General features: G+C 34.3%; 15 protein-coding genes. 5 read left to right on the top strand and 10 right to left on the bottom strand.

Features of this window, described 5'->3' with window-relative positions; translation table 11 throughout:
* Positions 1-7 precede the first annotated feature (7 nt).
* From HYN56_RS16585 to HYN56_RS16575, 3 genes are all read right to left on the bottom strand, one after another.
* Complete coding sequence (locus tag HYN56_RS16585) at positions 8-706, bottom strand: DUF1826 domain-containing protein (protein ID WP_109194841.1); 699 nt, start codon at positions 704-706, stop codon at positions 8-10.
* Between the two features lie 206 nt (positions 707-912).
* Positions 913-2,337 carry an amino acid permease gene (locus tag HYN56_RS16580; RefSeq protein WP_109193198.1) on the bottom strand — a complete coding sequence of 475 codons (1,425 nt, stop codon included), beginning with the start codon at positions 2,335-2,337 and terminating at the stop codon, positions 913-915.
* A gap of 86 nt (positions 2,338-2,423) precedes the next feature.
* Positions 2,424-3,377 carry an aldo/keto reductase gene (locus HYN56_RS16575; RefSeq protein WP_205727620.1) on the bottom strand — a complete coding sequence of 318 codons (954 nt, stop codon included), beginning with the start codon at positions 3,375-3,377 and terminating at the stop codon, positions 2,424-2,426.
* Between the two features lie 314 nt (positions 3,378-3,691).
* On the opposite strand from HYN56_RS16575, the gene HYN56_RS16570 reads away from it, so the two are divergent.
* The 4 genes from HYN56_RS16570 (at position 3,692) to HYN56_RS16555 (ending at position 9,982) form a co-directional block, all read left to right on the top strand.
* On the top strand, positions 3,692-4,081 hold the full coding sequence (locus HYN56_RS16570; RefSeq protein ID WP_109193197.1) for a hypothetical protein: 390 nt from the start codon (positions 3,692-3,694) through the stop codon (positions 4,079-4,081).
* Positions 4,082-4,245: 164 nt separating this feature from the next.
* The gene (locus HYN56_RS16565) at positions 4,246-5,328 is read left to right on the top strand and encodes an efflux RND transporter periplasmic adaptor subunit (RefSeq protein WP_109193196.1); all 1,083 of its coding nucleotides are present in this window, start codon (positions 4,246-4,248) and stop codon (positions 5,326-5,328) included.
* A gap of 21 nt (positions 5,329-5,349) precedes the next feature.
* Positions 5,350-8,556 carry an efflux RND transporter permease subunit gene (locus HYN56_RS16560; protein WP_109193195.1) on the top strand — a complete coding sequence of 1,069 codons (3,207 nt, stop codon included), beginning with the start codon at positions 5,350-5,352 and terminating at the stop codon, positions 8,554-8,556.
* Positions 8,546-9,982: a TolC family protein gene (locus tag HYN56_RS16555; RefSeq protein WP_109194839.1), complete on the top strand. Its 1,437-nt coding sequence runs from the start codon at positions 8,546-8,548 to the stop codon at positions 9,980-9,982. The genes HYN56_RS16560 and HYN56_RS16555 overlap by 11 nt, the downstream gene beginning before the upstream one ends.
* Before the next feature lie 93 nt (positions 9,983-10,075).
* On the opposite strand, the gene HYN56_RS16550 is transcribed toward HYN56_RS16555, so the two are convergent.
* From HYN56_RS16550 to HYN56_RS25090, 4 genes are all read right to left on the bottom strand, one after another.
* Positions 10,076-13,351 (bottom strand): AsmA family protein, encoded by a 3,276-nt coding sequence (locus HYN56_RS16550; protein ID WP_109193194.1) that lies wholly within the window; start codon positions 13,349-13,351, stop codon positions 10,076-10,078.
* A 340-nt stretch (positions 13,352-13,691) separates the two neighbouring features.
* A complete protein-coding gene (locus tag HYN56_RS16545; RefSeq protein WP_109193193.1) occupies positions 13,692-14,060 on the bottom strand; it encodes a DUF4440 domain-containing protein in 369 nt (122 codons plus the stop codon).
* A gap of 49 nt (positions 14,061-14,109) precedes the next feature.
* A complete protein-coding gene (locus tag HYN56_RS16540) occupies positions 14,110-14,616 on the bottom strand; it encodes a PRC-barrel domain-containing protein (protein ID WP_109193192.1) in 507 nt (168 codons plus the stop codon).
* A 34-nt stretch (positions 14,617-14,650) separates the two neighbouring features.
* Positions 14,651-14,818 carry a hypothetical protein gene (locus HYN56_RS25090; protein WP_167398324.1) on the bottom strand — a complete coding sequence of 56 codons (168 nt, stop codon included), beginning with the start codon at positions 14,816-14,818 and terminating at the stop codon, positions 14,651-14,653.
* 402 nt (positions 14,819-15,220) lie between these two features.
* Between HYN56_RS25090 and HYN56_RS16535 the strand changes: the two genes are divergently transcribed.
* Positions 15,221-16,201: an SDR family NAD(P)-dependent oxidoreductase gene (locus HYN56_RS16535; protein WP_109193191.1), complete on the top strand. Its 981-nt coding sequence runs from the start codon at positions 15,221-15,223 to the stop codon at positions 16,199-16,201.
* A gap of 58 nt (positions 16,202-16,259) precedes the next feature.
* Here the strand turns inward: HYN56_RS16535 and HYN56_RS16530 are convergent, their stop codons facing one another.
* From HYN56_RS16530 to HYN56_RS16520, 3 genes are all read right to left on the bottom strand, one after another.
* The gene (locus HYN56_RS16530; RefSeq protein ID WP_109193190.1) at positions 16,260-16,514 is read right to left on the bottom strand and encodes a hypothetical protein; all 255 of its coding nucleotides are present in this window, start codon (positions 16,512-16,514) and stop codon (positions 16,260-16,262) included.
* Positions 16,515-16,809: 295 nt separating this feature from the next.
* On the bottom strand, positions 16,810-18,102 hold the full coding sequence (locus HYN56_RS16525) for a DUF3108 domain-containing protein (protein WP_109193189.1): 1,293 nt from the start codon (positions 18,100-18,102) through the stop codon (positions 16,810-16,812).
* Between the two features lie 51 nt (positions 18,103-18,153).
* Positions 18,154-18,690 carry a hypothetical protein gene (locus HYN56_RS16520; RefSeq protein WP_146194602.1) on the bottom strand — a complete coding sequence of 179 codons (537 nt, stop codon included), beginning with the start codon at positions 18,688-18,690 and terminating at the stop codon, positions 18,154-18,156.
* Between the last annotated feature and the right edge of the window lie 206 nt (positions 18,691-18,896).

The following is an 18,896-nucleotide window of genomic DNA, read 5'->3' as shown; positions in this document are numbered from 1 at the left end:
GTTTTCATTAACAAATCAACAACAACCGATATTCTCCATCATTTTCTACTGGTGCTCTATGAACACAAGGTAAGACTTCTTGTTTTGGATGATCTACAGCCAGTCGCCACAGATGTCCTAATCCTAAATTAACAGGTTCTGCATTTTCATGAAGCTGATAATGCAAATCGAAAAAATTCTCTTTTAAAAAGTCTTCGAATTCTTCGTCTGGTCCATCATGTAGTTCTTTTAACTTTGTCCGAATTTCCGGAATCAGAATCTTTTGTTCTGTCTGAGAATTAGCAACAATATCACTTGCTGCTCCGTGATAGGTACATAAAAAAGTATCTGTTGCAATAGGCGAACGATCTACATGAAACGAATACACATCAGTAGAGATGAAATCGAATTCATCATCACGTTCATAGCATTTCAGCAAATTAAGAGAAGGTGAAGCGCCAAAATCAGTTAATAATTGTAAATCGTTTAAAATTATTTCTCTTGCTGTTTTACCTTTTTCTGAGAGTTGAAGCGCGATTAGATCTTCAGTAGAAACTTCTGTTATATTTTCTTTTAAAGATAACTTTTCTACAATCTCTTTAAAATCACCATCCAAAGTTCTGTACCAGCAAAGTGCATTCATTTCTCCTTTGAAATGGGTATGCACAAGATCAGAGAAAGTAGAAACTACTCCAATTTGGTTGCTATCAGAAAATGTATTGCTCATGGTAAAAATTGTAGGATAAATTGTTGGGATCATTATTTTTAAACACATAGAAACATAGGTTTTCTTTTTGGTAAAGTCGTTTCACTTTTAATAAAATACAGAGAAAAATATGTGTTAGAAACTAGTTTCTTTTACTCCCTTTTTTAGATAAACAAAAGCTATGTTTTTATGTGTTAAAAAAATTTCCACTATACAGTAAAAACTCTTTATTTATTTGTTTTAAAAATTTTATAAAACACAAACAAAATACCCAGCCAAATAGGAATTAATTCTACGGATACTTTCATATTCGTCATCCACATAATGGATAAAATACCCAGTAAAAACACAAAACAGATATAATTGCTTACCGGATAAAATATAGATGCGAACTTGGTTTTTATATTTTCTCTGTCTTTTGTACGTCTAAATTGCAGATGTGTATACGAAATCATAACCCAGTTGATCACTAAGCAGGAAACTACTAAAGACATTAAAATACTAAAAGCCTCTTCAGGAATCACTTTATTGATTAATATACAGATTGCGGCAAAACAAGAAGAAATTAAAATAGCATTTACAGGCACCGATTGTTTGTTTAGCTTCTTTAAAAATTGAGGCGCACTACCCTGATCTGCTAAACCGAATAACATGCGTGAATTGCTGTAAACACTACTGTTATATACAGATAAAGCGGCAGTTAAAACAATTAAATTAAGCACATTGGCAATAAGACGCGTAAAGTATATTTTGTTGCCAAACAGCTCAAATTCCATTCCGTTTAAGTTTTGAAAAACCATCACAAACGGACTGCTGTCTGTAGTGATTTGTCTCCAGGGTGATAAAGCAAATAGAATAACCAATGCTCCCACATAAAATATCAGGATTCTATAGATAACCTGATTGGTTGCTTTTGGAATGTTTTTTTCCGGATTTTCTGCCTCAGCTGCGGTAATTCCAATTAGTTCTAATCCTCCAAAAGAAAACATAATCAGCGCCATAGCTGACAATAAACCTTGAAAATCTCCAGTTGCTGTTTTTTCAAAGATCCCTTTTGGAAAGAAACCTCCATCATTATATAAATTATGAATAGTGGCCTGTTCTCCTCCTGTTCCACTTACCAATAAGTAAGTACCAAAAAGAATCATAGCAATAATAGCAACCACTTTTATAATTGAAAACCAAAATTCTGTTTCTCCATAAACTTTTACGGATGCAAAATTCAAAGCATTAATTACCAGAAAGAAAAATAAACTGGATGTCCACAGCGGAATTTCGGGCCACCAGAACTGCACATAAACCCCAATGGCTGTAAGTTCAGCCATACTCACTAAAATATACAAAATCCAATAATTCCAGCCCGATGCAAAACCTGCAAAAGAACCGCAATATTTATAAGCAAAATAGCTGAAACTTCCTGAAACAGGTTCTTCGACAACCATTTCACCGAGTTGTCTCATAATAAAAAAGGCGATAATTCCAGCAATTGCGTATCCCAAAATAACTGATGGACCCGCTAATACGGCTGCCGGACCAATACCAAGGAAAAGGCCTGTTCCTATTGATCCTCCTAAAGCAATTAACTGAATGTGGCGATTAGTCAGCCCGCGTTTAAGCTGACTTTCTTCTACATTTTCATGTTCTTTTTTCACAAATTAGATTTTTAAGTGAGTGGAATGTACTCACAAATGTATAAACAGCGAAGATAAATTAAAAAAGGAATATATCACACTTAACCTTAACTCCATTCCGGAAACTGCGTTTTATTTAAGTCAAGCTTTTCAATCGCTTTTAGATCGGCAGTATCCAGTTTAAAATCAAAAATATCGAGATTTTCTATAATATGTCCTTTTTGCGAAGATCTTGGAATAGCCACAATACCGCGCTGATAATGCCATCTTAAACTAACTTGAGCCGTGGTTTTGCCGTATTTTTTAGCAATCTGAGTTAAAACTTCGTTTGTAAAAAGTCCATTGCGTCCTTCTGCAAAAGGCGCCCATGCCTGCATCTGGATATTATGTTTTTTGAGCACATTATAATCATTGATTTGTTGAAAATAAGCATGAGTTTCAATCTGATTCACAGCTGGTTTTATTTTGGCATAAGACAAAAGATCTGCCATTTGAGCGGAATCGAAATTACTAATACCAATAGCTTTTATTTTTCCTTGATTATAAAGTTCCTCCATGGCTTTCCAGGATCCTTTCACATCTCCTCTTGGGCGATGTATCAGGTACAAATCCAGATATTCCAATCCTAATTTTCTAAGTGTTTCTTCAAAACCTTTTTTAGCATTTTCATAACCGGCATCATCAACCCATAGTTTTGAAGTTACAAAAAGTTGCTTTCGGTCAATGCCACTTTGTTTTATTGCTTTGCCTACTTCCTCTTCATTTCCATATACTTTTGCCGTATCAATAAGACGATAACCTGATGCTATCGCATCTGCAACAGATTGTTGACACAATTCTCCGCGGAGTCCGTAGGTTCCAAATCCTAGTAAAGGCATTTTTAAACCATTATTCAGTTTAACATCCGGAATACCTTGTGAAGCTTTATCTTCTGTTAGCACATTTCCAAATAATTCAGGCATACCAAATACACCTAAATACATTCCGGCAGCTACAAATTTTGCACTGTTTTGTAGAAATCTACGTCGGTTTATTTCATTTTTTTGGTTTTGAGAATTCATGATTTTTTGTGTTAGTTAGTCAGTAAATCAATTACTAAAAGTAAATATTATATTTTAAATAAAATGTGTGTTTCTTTTAATACTATTTAATTGTTTACAACAGATTGAATATGCCAATCCAAGATGGAAACTAATCCCAAAATCCTGTATTTAAAACACAATAACTGAGTTTATTAACTTATTATCTTTATCTTCCCGAAAAAAAACAAGATTCTAAATTAGAGAAAGGGTTTGTTATCAAAATAATATTTCCTTTGATTTATAAATGATCTGCGTTGTTTATATGACATTGTTTATATAAATTTGTGACTCTTATGAAAAATTGGTGCGCTAAACTTATACTTTCAATTGTCATTCTTTTAAACGGATATGGCAACACTTATGCACACCAAAATATTGTTACTTACAAAAAGTTCTCGTTCTGTACTCTTATCAGTACTATTCAAAATCAAAATAATATCAATCGCGGACGTTCATTTGAATGTTTTAAAAGAAAGATGTGTCTGTTTGATAACGAGGAAAACGAAGAAAATTTTTCTACAGCCGAAAAACAGCTTATTAAAAGCAATTACTTTTTAATTTTTCACTGCAACAATCTATTTACAGTTGCGACAACTGCTTTTACTCAAAAAGTAGATGACTGCAAAATTTTCAGTTTACTTTATAACAAAGTATATCTGTTATTTCAGGTTTTCAGAATTTGATTTTTAACCCCTGCTGTCTTTTATAAACAGCTGGTTACTTTATTGTTTTATCCTCTAATCTTCTACTTGTTAGAAAATAGACGGATAGGAACTTCTATGGTCTGTTCCCAAAGACCTTTCATTTAAAAATCAAAAATAAATTACATTTTAACGCTGAAATAATTATGAAAAGAATTTTCATGATCATGAGTTTGTGCGCCTTAGTTTTTGCTGGCTGTAACTCCAAAAAAGAAGAAGAAAAAGAAGAAAAAACCAAATTTGTGGTTACAACTCCAATCGAAAGAGATACTACAATTACAAAAGATTACGTATCGCAGATACATTCCATCCAACATATCGAGATAAGAGCTCAGGAACGCGGTTATCTCGAAAAAATCTATGTTGACGAAGGACAAATGGTAAAAAAAGGTCAGCTGTTATTTAAAATTATGCCTGCACTTTACGAAGCAGAAATGAAAAAATCGAAAGCAGAAGTAAGTTTCAGCGCGATTGAATACCAAAATGCAAAAAAATTAGCCGATGAAAAAGTGGTTTCGCCAAACGAACTGGCAATGGCAAAAGCAAAACTGGAAAAAGCAGACGCCGAACTGGCTTTAAGCAAAGTGCATCTTCAGTTTACAGAAATCAGAGCGCCTTTTGACGGTATTATAGACAAATTTCATGTGCGTCAGGGAAGTTTGGTTGATGAAGGAGAATTGCTGACAGAACTGGCAGACAACAGTTCGATGTGGGTATATTATAATGTTCCGGAATCTGAATATCTGGATTATCAGGAAAAGGCTGAAAAAAGCGGCAAAATGAAAGTCAATCTTTTGATGGCCAATAACAAAAAATTCCCTTATTCCGGAGTGGTTGAAACTATCGAAGCTGATTTCGATAATGAAACCGGAAACATTCCATTTAGAGCCGTTTTTCCTAATCCAAAAAGATTATTAAGACATGGCGAAACCGGAAGTATCCAAATGCCGATTGAACTGAAAAATGCCATGCTGATACCTCAGAAAGCAACTTTCGAGGTTTTAGATAAAAAATATGTTTACGTAATTGACAAAAACAATACTGTAAAATCAAGAGAGGTGGTTATTGCTGCCGAAATGCCACATTTATTTGTTATTAAAGAAGGTTTATCAATCAATGATAAAATACTTTTAGAGGGACTTCGTCTTGTGAAAGAAAATGACAAAATAGACTACGAAGTGGTAAAACCTCAATCGGTTATGTCCAATTTAGAGCTATATGCAGAATAACCGAATCTAAAAAAAGAAGCAATGTTTAATAAATTTATACATAGACCCGTATTTGCAATTATAATTTCGATTATAATTGTCTTTCTAGGTACGCTGTCCATCAAACAGCTTCCTATATCGCAATTTCCACAAATTGCGCCCACCACTGTAAATATCTTTATTGCGTATCCCGGAGCAAGTGCCGATGTATTGGTGAAATCTACCTTAATTACTTTAGAAAATTCTCTTAACGGTACAGAAGGTGTCCGTTACATGGCAACAGATGCTACAAGTGCCGGAGAAGCAACACTCAGAATAATATTTGAACCGGGAACCGATCCTAATGAAGCCGTAATCAGGGTTAAAACAAGAGTCGATCAGGTAATGCCATTATTACCTGAACTGGTTCAACGAGAAGGAGTTGTAATTACTCCTATTCAGCCTAGTATGTTGATGTATGTGAACCTTTATTCGAAAAACAAAAGCATGGATGAGAAGTTTCTCTACAACTATGCCGATGTAAAAATGATTCCCGAAATCAGCCGTGTAAAAGGGGTTGCGAGAACGCAAATACTAGGAAGCCGTAAATATGCAATGCGTGTATGGCTGAATCCTGACAGAATGAGAGCTTATAAAATTTCTGTTGAAGAAGTTATGGAAGCGCTTCAGGAACAAAGTATTATTGGTCGTCCCGGACGACTGGGACAAAGTTCCGGAATTGCAGCACAGTCCTTAGAATATGTACTGACTTACAAAGGACGATACGACGAGCCTAAAGAATATGAAAATGTTATTGTACGTGCCAATTCTGAAGGAGAAAGTATTCGCCTGAAAGATATTGCAAAAGTAGAATTAGGAAGTGAATTCTTTGATATTTACTCGAATCTGGATGGACATCCTTCTGCAGCAATTGTATTAAAACAAAATTACGGAAGTAATGCCAGCGATGTAATCAATGCCGTTAAAGCAAAACTGGAAGAAATGAAAGGCAGCTTCCCGCCAGGAATGGATTATAAAATCAGTTATGACGTTTCGCAGTTCCTGGATGCTTCTATCGATCAGGTAGTACATACTTTGAGAGACGCCTTCATCCTGGTTGCTTTAGTGGTATTTATATTTTTAGGTGACTGGCGTTCGACTTTAATCCCAATTATTGCTGTTCCGGTTTCTTTGGTTGGCGCTTTCTTTGTGATTCAGCTTTTTGGAATGTCTATCAATTTGGTGACTTTATTCTCTTTGGTATTAGCGATCGGTATCGTGGTAGATAATGCCATTGTCGTCGTGGAGGCCGTCCATGCCAAGTTTGAAGAATTTCCGCATATTACGCCTTATCATGCAGTGAAACTGGTATTGGGCGAAATTGGAGGTGCTATTATCGCTATTACTGCCGTAATGGTATCTGTGTTTATTCCTGTTTCGTTCATGTCAGGACCGGTGGGAACTTTTTACAGACAGTTCTCGGTTACTATGTCCAGTTCGATTATTATCTCCGCAATTGTAGCTTTGACCCTTACTCCTGTTCTCTGTGCTATCCTTTTGAAAAACAATCATGGAAAAGAGAAAAAAGGAAACATATTGACAAAATCTTTAGATGCTTTTAATGCTTGGTTTGAAAGACTTACCGGAAAATATGTGACAGTTCTAAAATCAATTGTAAGCAGGCGTGTATTGACTTTTGGAATCCTGATTGCATTCTGTGCTTTTATTTTTGTAGAAAATCAGGTATTGCCTTCCGGATTTATTCCAAGTGAAGATCAGGGAACTATTTACGGAATTATTCAGACACCACCGGGAGCTACTTTGGAAAGAACCAATCAGGTAGCACAAAAATTACAGAAAATCTGCGAAAGCGTTGAAGGAGTTGAATCGGTTTCATCATTGGCAGGTTATGAAATTATGACTGAAGGTCGAGGATCTAATGCAGGAACCTGTCTGATTAACTTAAAATCATGGTCTGACAGAAAACATTCTGTAACAGAAATCATGGAAGAACTGGAGAAGAAATCAAAAAATCTGGGAGCTGTTGTGGAATTTTTTGAACCGCCTGCAATTCCGGGATTTGGTTCTTCAGGAGGTTTCTCTATGCGTTTACTAGACAAAACGACGAGTACCAATTATCAGGAATTCGATAAAATCAACAAACAATTTATGACTGAATTAGGGAAACGTAAAGAGCTTTCGGGTTTGTTTACTTTCTTCGCTGCCAATTATCCACAGTATGAACTGGAAATTAATAATGATTTGGCGATGCAAAAAGGAGTTTCTATTGGTAAAGCCATGGAAAACCTGAATATTTTAATCGGAAGTACTTACGAACAAGGATTCATCAAATTCGGGCGTTTCTTTAAATTGTATGTACAGTCTGATCCAAAATTCAGAAGACTTCCTTCAGATGTACTGAATCTTTTTGTAAAAAATGATCATGGTGAAATGGTACCCTACTCTGCTTTTATGACGCTTAAGAAAACGCAGGGACCAAATGAGGTAACGCGATACAATATGTACAACTCTGCAGCTATTCAGGGGCAACCTGCAAAAGGATACACCACTGCAGATGCCATTAAAGCCGTGCAGGAAACCGCTCTTAAGACACTTCCAAAAGGCTATGATATTGCCTGGGAAGGTTTATCTTATGATGAAGCCGCAAAAGGAAATGAATCACTTTACATCTTCCTTGTTGTATTGGCATTCGTGTATTTTGTTCTTGCTGCACAATACGAAAGCTTTATTATTCCGCTGTCTGTAATTTTATCTATTCCTGTTGGAATTTTAGGCTCTTTTGTAATTCTTCAAATGATGGGATTACAAAACGATATTTATGCGCAAATCGGACTAATCATGCTTGTCGGACTGCTGGGAAAAAATGCCGTACTGATAGTTGAATTTGCGGTGCTCAAGCATCAGCAGGGCGCTACAATACTCGAAGCGGCTATTGAAGGTGCAAAAGTACGTTTCAGACCAATCTTAATGACGTCATTTGCTTTTATTGCCGGTTTAATTCCTTTGATTTTTGCTTCAGGTGCCGGTGCAATTGGTAACAGAACTATTGGAGGTTCTGCGCTTGGAGGAATGCTTTTCGGGACTATTTTCGGTGTGATTATCGTTCCGGGACTTTACTACATCTTTGGTTCGATGGCCGAAGGCAGAAAACTAATTAAAGGAGAAGAAGAAAGTTCATTGTCTGATGAATTTATGCATCATGTAGATGATTTTTCGAAAAACAATCAAATAGATGAAAATGAAGAATAACAGAAATATAAAATACGCAGGCATCGCCTGCGTATTACTCTCTATCGTTGGCTGTAAAACTCCTGCTATAGTAGAAAAAAATGAAAACAAAACAGTACCCGAAACTTACGCTAATAACAGTTTAGACACGCTCAATACCGGAAAAGTAAAATGGAAAACTTATTTTACGGATGAAAACCTGAACAGTTTGATTGATATTGCACTGAAAAATAATCAGGAGTTAAACATTACACTTCAGGAAATCGAAATTGCAAAAAGTGAAGTAAAAGCCAGAAAAGGAGAATACCTGCCGTTTGTAGGTTTTAGTGCCGGTGCTGATGTAACTAAATCCGGAAGATATACAAGCACAGGCTCAGGTGAAGCTACAACAGAAATTATGCCTGGTAAAGAAACACCGGATCCGCTTCCAAATTTTCGCTTTGCGCTTACATCAAGCTGGGAAATAGATATTTGGAACAAACTTCATAATGCTAAAAAAGCAGCTTTGAATCGTTATTTAGGTTCTATTGAAGGAAAGAATTTTGTAGTTACCAATCTGATTGCAGAAATAGCAGAATCGTATTATGAACTTTTGGCTTTGGACAATCAACTGGAAATTATCAAACAAAATATTGATATTCAGTCTAATGCATTAAGAATTGTAAAAATTCAAAAAGAAGCTGCCAGAGTTAATGAACTGGCGGTACGCAGATTTGAAGCTCAGATTTTAAGTACGCAAAGTCTGCAGTTTGACATTCAACAACAGATTACAGAAACCGAAAATAAAATCAATTTTTTATTGGGTCGTTTTCCTCAGAAAATTGCAAGGAACAGCGATACTTTCAGTACTATAGCTCCTGCGGATGTTCATGCCGGAATACCCTCCCAGCTTCTGGAAAATCGTCCGGATATCAAAAAAGCAGAAATGGAATTAATCGCCGCAAAACTGGATATAAAATCAGCGAAAGCACAATTCTATCCTTCACTTGGAATTTCAGCCGGAATTGGATATGAGGCTTTTAATACCAAATATTTGCTGACATCACCAGAATCTTTATTGTATTCCATTGCGGGTGATTTGGTTGCTCCTTTAATTAACCGAAATGCTATTAAGGCAAGCTATCTTACTGCAAGCGCCAAACAAATTCAGGCAGTTTACAATTATGAAAGAACTTTGGTAAACGCTTATGTTGAAGTTGCGAATCAGCTTTCTAAAATTCAAAATACAGCACAAAGTTATGATTTGAAGTCAAAACAGGTTCAGGCTTTAAACGAGTCTGTGCAAATATCCAATAACCTTTTCAGTTCTGCGAGAGCAGATTATATGGAAGTTTTGCTAACTCAGAAAGATGCTTTAGAATCTAAATTTGAACTTATTGAAACCAAAAAACAGCAAATGAATGCTTTTGTTAATGTTTACAGAGCATTAGGAGGCGGCTGGAACTAATAGTTTTTATTTTTATTTTTGGAAAAGGGGACCTGTTTACAATTGGTCTCCTTTTTTGTTTTGTAGAATTTTTAAATCACACATAAAAACAGATTATTTCAACGTATCAATCTTTTTAGCATTTACAACCGGTGTATTTATCGAATCTCTTTGTCTGGATCTTCTGCGTTCTGAAGGTGGTAAATTCTTCAATTCGCTTTCTTCTGCAAAACTGGTGTCCTCTTTAAACTTACCCGTAGAAATTTCAAAATCTTCGGCTGTACCTGTAATTTTCATCGGAATATTAATAAGTCCCATTGGCGGAAGTCCTAATCGAAATCCAACATTAATTTTTCCATCCATTGTAACCTGGCCTTCCAGTTTGCCTCTAAAACCAGCCATTTTCATAGTGGTCGGCGTAATTGTCATGACGTTATTTTTAATAGTCGAATGAATGGCGATTTTATTAAAGGAAGCTTTTTCTAAATCGGCTGCATCTGCTTTTTTGGCTACATGATTTAAAAGTTTAAAGTTTTTAAATTTAATATCTTCCAGAGTCAGTGTTCCTTCTCCATCAATAGATTTAAAATCAATATCCATGTTTCGGTCAATACTTCCTCCAAGCTGATAATCAACCGAGACCAAACCGTAGGCATCTTTAGCCATAGAAACCAATTCTGCAAAAATCGGGATCTCTTTATAAGCACGCTGAATATCAAAATTACTGGCTTTAAAATTTGCATTATATTTCGCCAATAAACGATGCTGGGCTTTATAATCTCCCGTCATTTCTATTTTGGTGCCCGCCATATTAAAAGCCGCCTGAGTTACCTGAACTTTGCGCTCGTTCACAACAAGGTTTCCAACAAAATCATTAATCTTATACGTATCAAATTCTAAATCATTAACCTTTGCAGAGATCTTTAAATCGGCTGTTCTTGGAATTCGAATTACGAAGTTTTTATTTTTATCACCACCGCTTTTATTAATAGTAGTCACAACAGTAGAATCTGTTTTTTGCGCGGCTTCTTCTTCCGCTTTCTGATCGGTATATTTTGCAATCATGTCAAAAAACTCATTGGCATTAATATGATTGCTGGAAAGCTCAATATCCGCTTTAAGCTTTTCATTCGATTGCTGCAAGTACTTTCTATTAAAAAGATATCGCAAAACATTATGGATATACCCATTTAAAACAATATCAGATTTACCATAAGTGGCACTGATTTCCTCAAAACGCATTTTATCTTTAAAAAACTTAAAGGTTCCCTTAGAAACCTGAAACGGCTCCGGAAACATCGCACTCTTGATTACTAAATTCCTGGCTTCGAGTTTTCCACCATTTTTGATGTTGTCATAATTTTTAGCGTCTAAATCTTTCTTAGAACCTTTTGCAATAAGATTGGTCTGAATTATTCCTGAAACAGTAACATCCTTAATCGGGAATATCTGTGTTAGTTTACCAACATCCAAAGTTCCCTGCGTTTTAATATTATACACCAAATCATAAAGATTATTGACCTCGCCTTGTACTTTAAAAGGTGATCCTGCCAAAACAAATTCTGCCGGCTGTAATTTTACATTTAAATCTTCTCCCGTACCTTTAGTACTGGTTACAGCAGCACTTACATTTATATTCTCAATTGGAATATTAGGAAATTTAAGTGACTTTAAATAGCCGTTTTTAATATTTACAATGGTTTTTGATGACGGATATTTTTTCTGTTTACGGTTTAAAACCCCGTGCATGCTCACTTTTAAATTTAAATCTCCCTTAACTTCCAAACTATCCAAAGGATAAAATTGATGTACAGTCGCTAAGTTAATTTTAGATTCTAATTCAGTATCTACCGTAAAAGGATATAATTTATGCAGTTCGAATTGTCCATGAATAAAGTTGCCCAGCGCTTCTGCATTCAAATTGGTCACTTTACCGGAAATGTTACGTAAAATACTGTCTTTGGCTATTAGATTCAGATTCAGATTAACATTTTTTATTGCGTCTGGTGTTTTAGGATTTTTTAAATAGCCATTTTTTAAGCTGACGTTTAGCTGAAACTTCGGAATACTTTTAATGATAGTATCTATTTTATTCAAACGCGGACTAAATCCTAAATCTCTTAAAAATGTTCCGTCGGCTTTTAAATCAACAGCAATGTCTCCGCGAATATCATTATCGTTGAGATTTAGTGCTTCTTTAAATTTCGCGGCATCTAAATTAGCTTTGATAAGGGTTTTAATTTTTAGTTTTTTAAAACCTTCTGAATGGAAATTAATTACCGTTCTCTTTTTATCCAGATTAAAAGAAAGGTTGTCTAAATCAAATTTTAATTTATTGATATCTAAATCTCTAACCAGAGCTTTGGCAGAAATATTGATGTCTTTTACCGGTTCTTTAATTTTTTTGTAAGCAATAGTTCCGCTGTTAATTTGCAAATCTGCCGAAACAACCGGTTTTTCCGATTGATCCTGCATGTATTTTCCACGTGCAAAAATTCCAAAATTAATGTTTCCCGTAATCGTCATTTGTTCACGCCACTGATCATAAGCTGGTGGTACCAGTGACAGCATCTCTTCTAAAGTAGAATTTTTAGAAAGCATTCGCAGATCAAAATCATAACCGCCTTTTATGAAAGCAAAATAACCATTAAACGAAAAAGGGAAATTTTTAATCCGAATAGCATTTCGTTGAAATTTAAACTTCAGTGCTTTTGTATCTATGTAAGTTACAATTTCAGCATTTATGGGTTTACTGCGCACATAATCGACTCCGGCCACACTAAAATCGAACGTCTTTATTTTTACATTAGAATTTAGGTCAAAAAAATCGGCACTTAAATCTCCGGTTCCTTTATAGTTAAGATCCTGAACTCTGAATTTTAAAAGAGTACTTTTATCATTATACACAATATTCGTTTTGTTGATAACGACTTTCTTTATCTTAAACTCGGTTTGAGTAGTATCTACAGGAGCTTTAGAAGGTTTAACAATATTAAAGTTGGCATGACCTTTGGCATCTATTTCGAGATTTAAATTGGCATCATCCAAATAAACTGCATCTAATACTATTTTGCCTTTTAGTAAACTATAAAAATTGACCCCAACAGCTGCCGTTTCTGCCTTTACGACATTTGATGAAGTAAATTGCGCTTTTTTGTTTACTATAGTTACATTTTTAGCATACAGAATGATTGCCGGAAAATGTTTGAAAGCAGAAAGTCCAATTTCATCAAAACGAACTTCTGCATCCAGCTTTTCATTGGCTATACTTTCTATCTTTTGCGTTATTTCATCTTTAAAAAAATAAGGAACAATGGTCAGGACTATTACTAAAAGCAAAAATAGAGTTGCAATAACAATTGCCGCTTTTTTTAAAAACTTCTTAATCATTTTTGGAGGCGTATTTTTAAGTTTTAAAAATAGAGATTTAAGAACTATTGATAGTTACTGAAAGTAATATTAACTCAAAAATAACAATTTTAGTTAGTTTTTTTTAATGCCAAAATGAACAAGAAATGTCCCGAAATTTAAATCTCATAAAAAAAACTCCATAGCAAAACTATGGAGTTTTTCGACAGCCGGCCGGTACCTGAAAAGTATTCTAATTAACTAAATTTCCACACACACCGTTCCAGACAATCCCGCCGGTCATCTATTATTTAAGAAACACTTCAAATGCATTTTATTAAAAAATCAATATTAAGTTTATTTCTAATTGATTTGAACATTATTATGCAGACAATTCCGCTTCGGTATGAAGAACACAAAACCATTGTTTATTTTCTTTTATCCAGGTGGAAGTACAAGCACATTTCATTGGTTTATTTTGTTTTACATCCAACAATTCTATTATATAAGCTGTTATAGCAGTTTCTCTTGTGAGTAATTGGGATTTGACATTTGAGAAACCCAGGACTTTTATTTTATCTCCGTCTCCGGATTCAAACATTTTTTTAAAACTGGCTTCATCCACACTGTGAACACCATTTTTACCGGCAACTATACAGGGAAAATAAGTTAGATTCTTTACTGTTTCATATTCGTGATTTTCCATTCCCTGCCAGTACTTTTTCTCTAATTCTATAATTTCCGTTTCCATAATTAATCCTTTTTATTGCTTAAACAGTTATGTGACAGAAAACTGCTGATTAACGATTATCAAACTCTTTGCGTTTATAAAAATTATCATCATCGTAATTAAATCCGGAATCATCAGCAGGATAATAGGATCTTAATACGTTTCTTTCATATTCCCTGTCAAAACTATCTTGTCTGTTGTACCTGCTTGTATTTCGAAATGTATCATATCCTATTCCGTTGGCCATCACAATTTTGGTATCTTTATTTATGTTTACAGATCCTATGGGTATAATGATATGACTGTCTCCATCTTTATAAACAAACTCTTTACCATTATCGTAAGCAATTGCATCGTGTACTTCTTTACGGCTATCCTCTATCAGTTTTTTATCCACTTTGACATCGAGATAAATAACACGTTGCATATCTTTATTCACCCATAGATTATCAATAGTTCCTATAGTGTGGTTGTCTGAGTCGACTATTTTCCATCCTCTTACATCAGAATAGTTTGAAGCGATTTTATAATCAGGAAGTTCATCCAGTCGGTATAAATTTCTTTCCTTAGTTTCCATAGTAGTTTCTTTTATATATGTATTATATTCTTTTCTAATTTGCTGTTGTATCTGTGCTCACAGCGTTTTCGGTTTCTATGCTCATGTCAGTTCTCGATTCATCGTCTTTTATAAAAACGTAGTACGCAACTGCCGAGATTAACAGGATTGCTACAATCCACGGCCATAAAGGCTTTTTCTTCTCGATTTTTATTTCTGCCATAACTTTATTATTTTGATTATAAATATTTTAACTAAGAATAAAATTACAAATGTCTGGAGGGTTACACCTATTTAATTTCAATCTTATTTTATAAAATTTCCAGTTACACATCATTATAAAAACCTAATAATTAAACAATTAACAACTAAAATTATATAACAGTATCGAATTGGTTTAGTATAATTTTATGACTGCTAATTCGCAATTTTTCATCATTAAATTTTGTACTATGAATTTTTCAAATCAGAAGAACAGAATCCTTAGTTCAAGAACTTCGGAGAAAAAATATATCACAAAAAGTATCTCAAGCCGAACCAATGAAAAAAGTTATATTGTAACATTCAAAAATGTTTCAAACAATTCTAACATATAATAAGCTTAATCATATAATTGAATAGAATCATGAAAGATATTGCCACAATAGAAAAGAGCCTTAAAGGGAAAAATGTTGTTATTACAGGTGCAAGCAGTGGTGTTGGCAGGGCTGCAGCCGAAGCTTTTGCCAGAGAAGGATGTAATGTAGTTATAGCCGCCAGAGGACAAAAAGGGATTGATGAAACCGTTAAATTCTGTCGTGATCTCGGGGTTGTTGCCGTTGGTGTATCTGCTGATATGTCTATTGCCGAAGATGTAGAAAAAATAGTTGCCGCAGCAATGATATTAGGAGGGAAAATTGATATCTGGGTAAACAATGCGGGCGTCATGGCGAGCGGAAAATTTGAAGAAATTCCGTTAGAAATCCATCAGCAGGTTATTAAAACTAATTTGTTTGGTTATATGCATGAGGCTTACAATGCCATCAAAATTTTTAAAGAACAAAATGAAGGGATTTTAATTAACAATATATCAATAGGCGGTTTTATGCCTGCACCTTACAGCGCTGTTTATTCTGCGAGCAAATATGGAATTAGAGGTATGATGGAATGTTTACAGGGGGAAATATCAAACCGAAGACATATTCATATCTGTAATCTTTATCCGCAGCTACAAAACTCCACTGGAAACCTGCATTCTGCCAAGTATTCCGGTTTTGATATGACTATCCCTTTTATAGCATCTGATCCTCGTGATACTGCAGCGAAAATAGTAGAACTCGCAAAAAATCCAAGAAAAGAATTATTTCCTGATTTTAAGTCTGCCGCCATCACAAACACTTATAAATTGCTTCCAAAGATACTCATCAACGCAGCATCTGCAGTTGTGCGTACGAAAATGAAATTCAATGATGAAAAATTGAACAATCCCGGAAATGTTTTAAATAAATCAAAAGAACCGCTTAGGGTTTACGGGAATCCTTCTGCAAAAGGAGTATCAGATCTTAAGCTGGCATTATTTGCCGGAATAGGAATAAGTTTAGGCCTTTTTCTATTTAGCAAAAAATAGCAGTAAACTCATTCTAACAGAACTATCAGATATTTGATTAATCTTAAAATTTATGCATTCATCTTGACGATACTACTGCAGCAGCATCCAGCAGATTTTCTTTATTTAAAAAGGCATTAATATATTCTTGTACTTCCCCTCTTTTATCTGCAGAGGTTTCAAAAAAATTAATATGAAATTCCTCATCCTTATCTAAAATATGGATGATATCAGTATAGCCTCTTGAGATAAGGCTGCCTTTTAGTTTAATAATGTTTTGCTGCTGGCGTCCGTCAAGTTCCTTGCGGATCTGTAATTGTATAGCTCTATCCATGCCAGTTTGTTTTTTACAATCTATTTCTAAAAAAAATAAATTTAAGTGTTTTATTGATTCAAAAAAATATTTTAACACAACCTACTGGTGTTAAAATTATTAGAGTCTTTTTAAGACGCAAAAAAAGAACAAATTGTTACTAACACGAAGGCAATCGATTTACATCTAACGGGGAAAAAATTGCCATTTATAAATATAATGGATTATGATAACTTTCTTTTTAATGTAATCGCTTATATACTTTTATAAAACCTAAAAAGCCGTATCAAACTTTTCATTGACACGGCTTCTTTTATTAAATTTCTTTTAAGTTAATTTCCTTTTTCTCGCCATCTTTATCAATGCTAACGCGTTTTTCAATATTGGCTTTATCTGTGTAATTTTGTCTCGCTGTTCCATAATTTGTTGTAGAACCTTGATAACCATAATAATTATAATAATTGGTATAACCTGATACGTATGAATAGTTATAAGAATTAGAAAAGTCAAAACTTACCATTACTATATAGGTTCCTGGCATTAAATCGGCAAACTCAAAATGTCCCTGATCGTCATACACTTTGGATTTTTTGATAGAATATCCAAAATCACTATCCAAAGGAACTTCTGGCATTTTTTTCTGTTTGCGGATTTTCTTGTTGACTTCTACCCATTCCTCATAATAAGCTGAACTTGGAAAAAGTGTAATCTCAGTACCTTTTGGTGCAAATTGTTTCTTGGCCGTATTCACTAAACCTCCTAATTTCTTACCAGAATCTGATCTTGCGTAAGCTGTACCAATTATAACACTGTTACCGCCAGAAATTTGTCTTGCCACTGCTTCTTTATCAAATTTATTTTTAATAGGCTGATAATCCAGTTCCTCATTAACAGTGATTTCCCACATTCCGTTGGCCATAGACATTTCACGCTGCCATAAACGACGGTCTTTCTTGTCTATGATATAATTGTAAACCCCTTTAGTACTTTCTTCTAAAACTGAAACAAGCCACGTTTCATGCTTACCGGTTCTTGGTGAATTATAAACAAAACTTTTTACTTCTTTTATAGTGTAATATTCCACTAAAACATCTGATCCGTCATTATAATAAAATTGAGGAAAACGGGCTTTATATCCAACATCTAATGGCAGCGTTCCAATTAAGTGATCCGTCCAGTTGAAGTCAAAAAAATCTTCCTTAGGATTAAGTTTCAGCTTTTTATCCTTTTTGGTTTTCTTTGAATAATAATTCCCTGTAATTGTTCCGCCAAAATTAAGATTTAGTTTAGCATTCTTGGTTTCATCAGAATAGCTAATGGCTTTAAGCGTTAGAGCATCGGCTGTACTTATTCGTGGGGTTGGCTGTCCATTATCTTTTGGAGTAAAAGTATTATTTAAAGTTAATTGATTATTAGCCAATGTAATATCATAGGTCAAAGCTCCCATATTTTTCCATTCTTGACCTTTTACGTAATACACAGTATAAAGATATTTTCCAGGTTTAATATATTTGGTATTAATATCCTTATTACCAGGTTCTATTGCTTTTTGACTGATTGCAATAAATGGAAGTAGCATCACTGCAAAAGCAAGCATATTTAATTTCATATTTATAATACTATAATTGGGGGAAAAATATTTTTTATCATTTGGAATCTCTTATTTTGTGGTATTAATTATATCTTCATAAGGAAGATTAAATGTCCCTTCTGTAATTTCTATTGCCACACCTGAATCTAAATTTCGAACCTTTCCGGAAAATGTGCCTTTAATGCCATTTTTACTAATGGATTCGATTTTCAACGTAAAAACATCATCTGCCGTACTAGTGCTGTAAACAATAGTTCCGTTTGTAGTCTGAACAGCATAACGCGCTACCATTTCCGGTTCTGTAGGCGTTGAATAAGTACCTGCTTTGATATCTCCTCCTGTTCTCCATATTTCAAAATCTAAAGAAGGTGGTATTAACTCGCCAACTTTATTTGGATAAGGTTCTTCAAATCCTCCTACTGTAATATGCTCAAATCGATTATCGTTACCACCGCCTTGAAAATTTACATCGTAAAAATCTATTTTTCGCCCGTCTAAGGTTGCTTTAAAAAAATAATCAGATCCTGAATTATCTGATCCATTATCATCACTTGAACAGCCAAAAAATAATAAAGTCAAAACTAATATGCTGAAAAATTGTTTCATAAGACTTGTTATTTTATTTTTTTTAAATGTTGATTTGGTCATAAAAAAAACTTTTATTCCGTTAACTTTCATTGTAATTTCTTTTATTAGAACAAATTTACTGACGCTAAATAGAGAAAACAATACCTGATTTCATGGTTATTTCCCCCTTAAAAACAGACTTTATTTAAAAAAGAAATAACTCGGCTTCAATACCTTTTTCATCA

This window comes from Flavobacterium crocinum, assembly GCF_003122385.1.
GTDB classification, from domain to species: domain Bacteria; phylum Bacteroidota; class Bacteroidia; order Flavobacteriales; family Flavobacteriaceae; genus Flavobacterium; species Flavobacterium crocinum.
The sequence above is the reverse complement of the archived record's forward strand: the minus strand, read 5'-3'. Positions and strand labels throughout refer to the sequence as shown.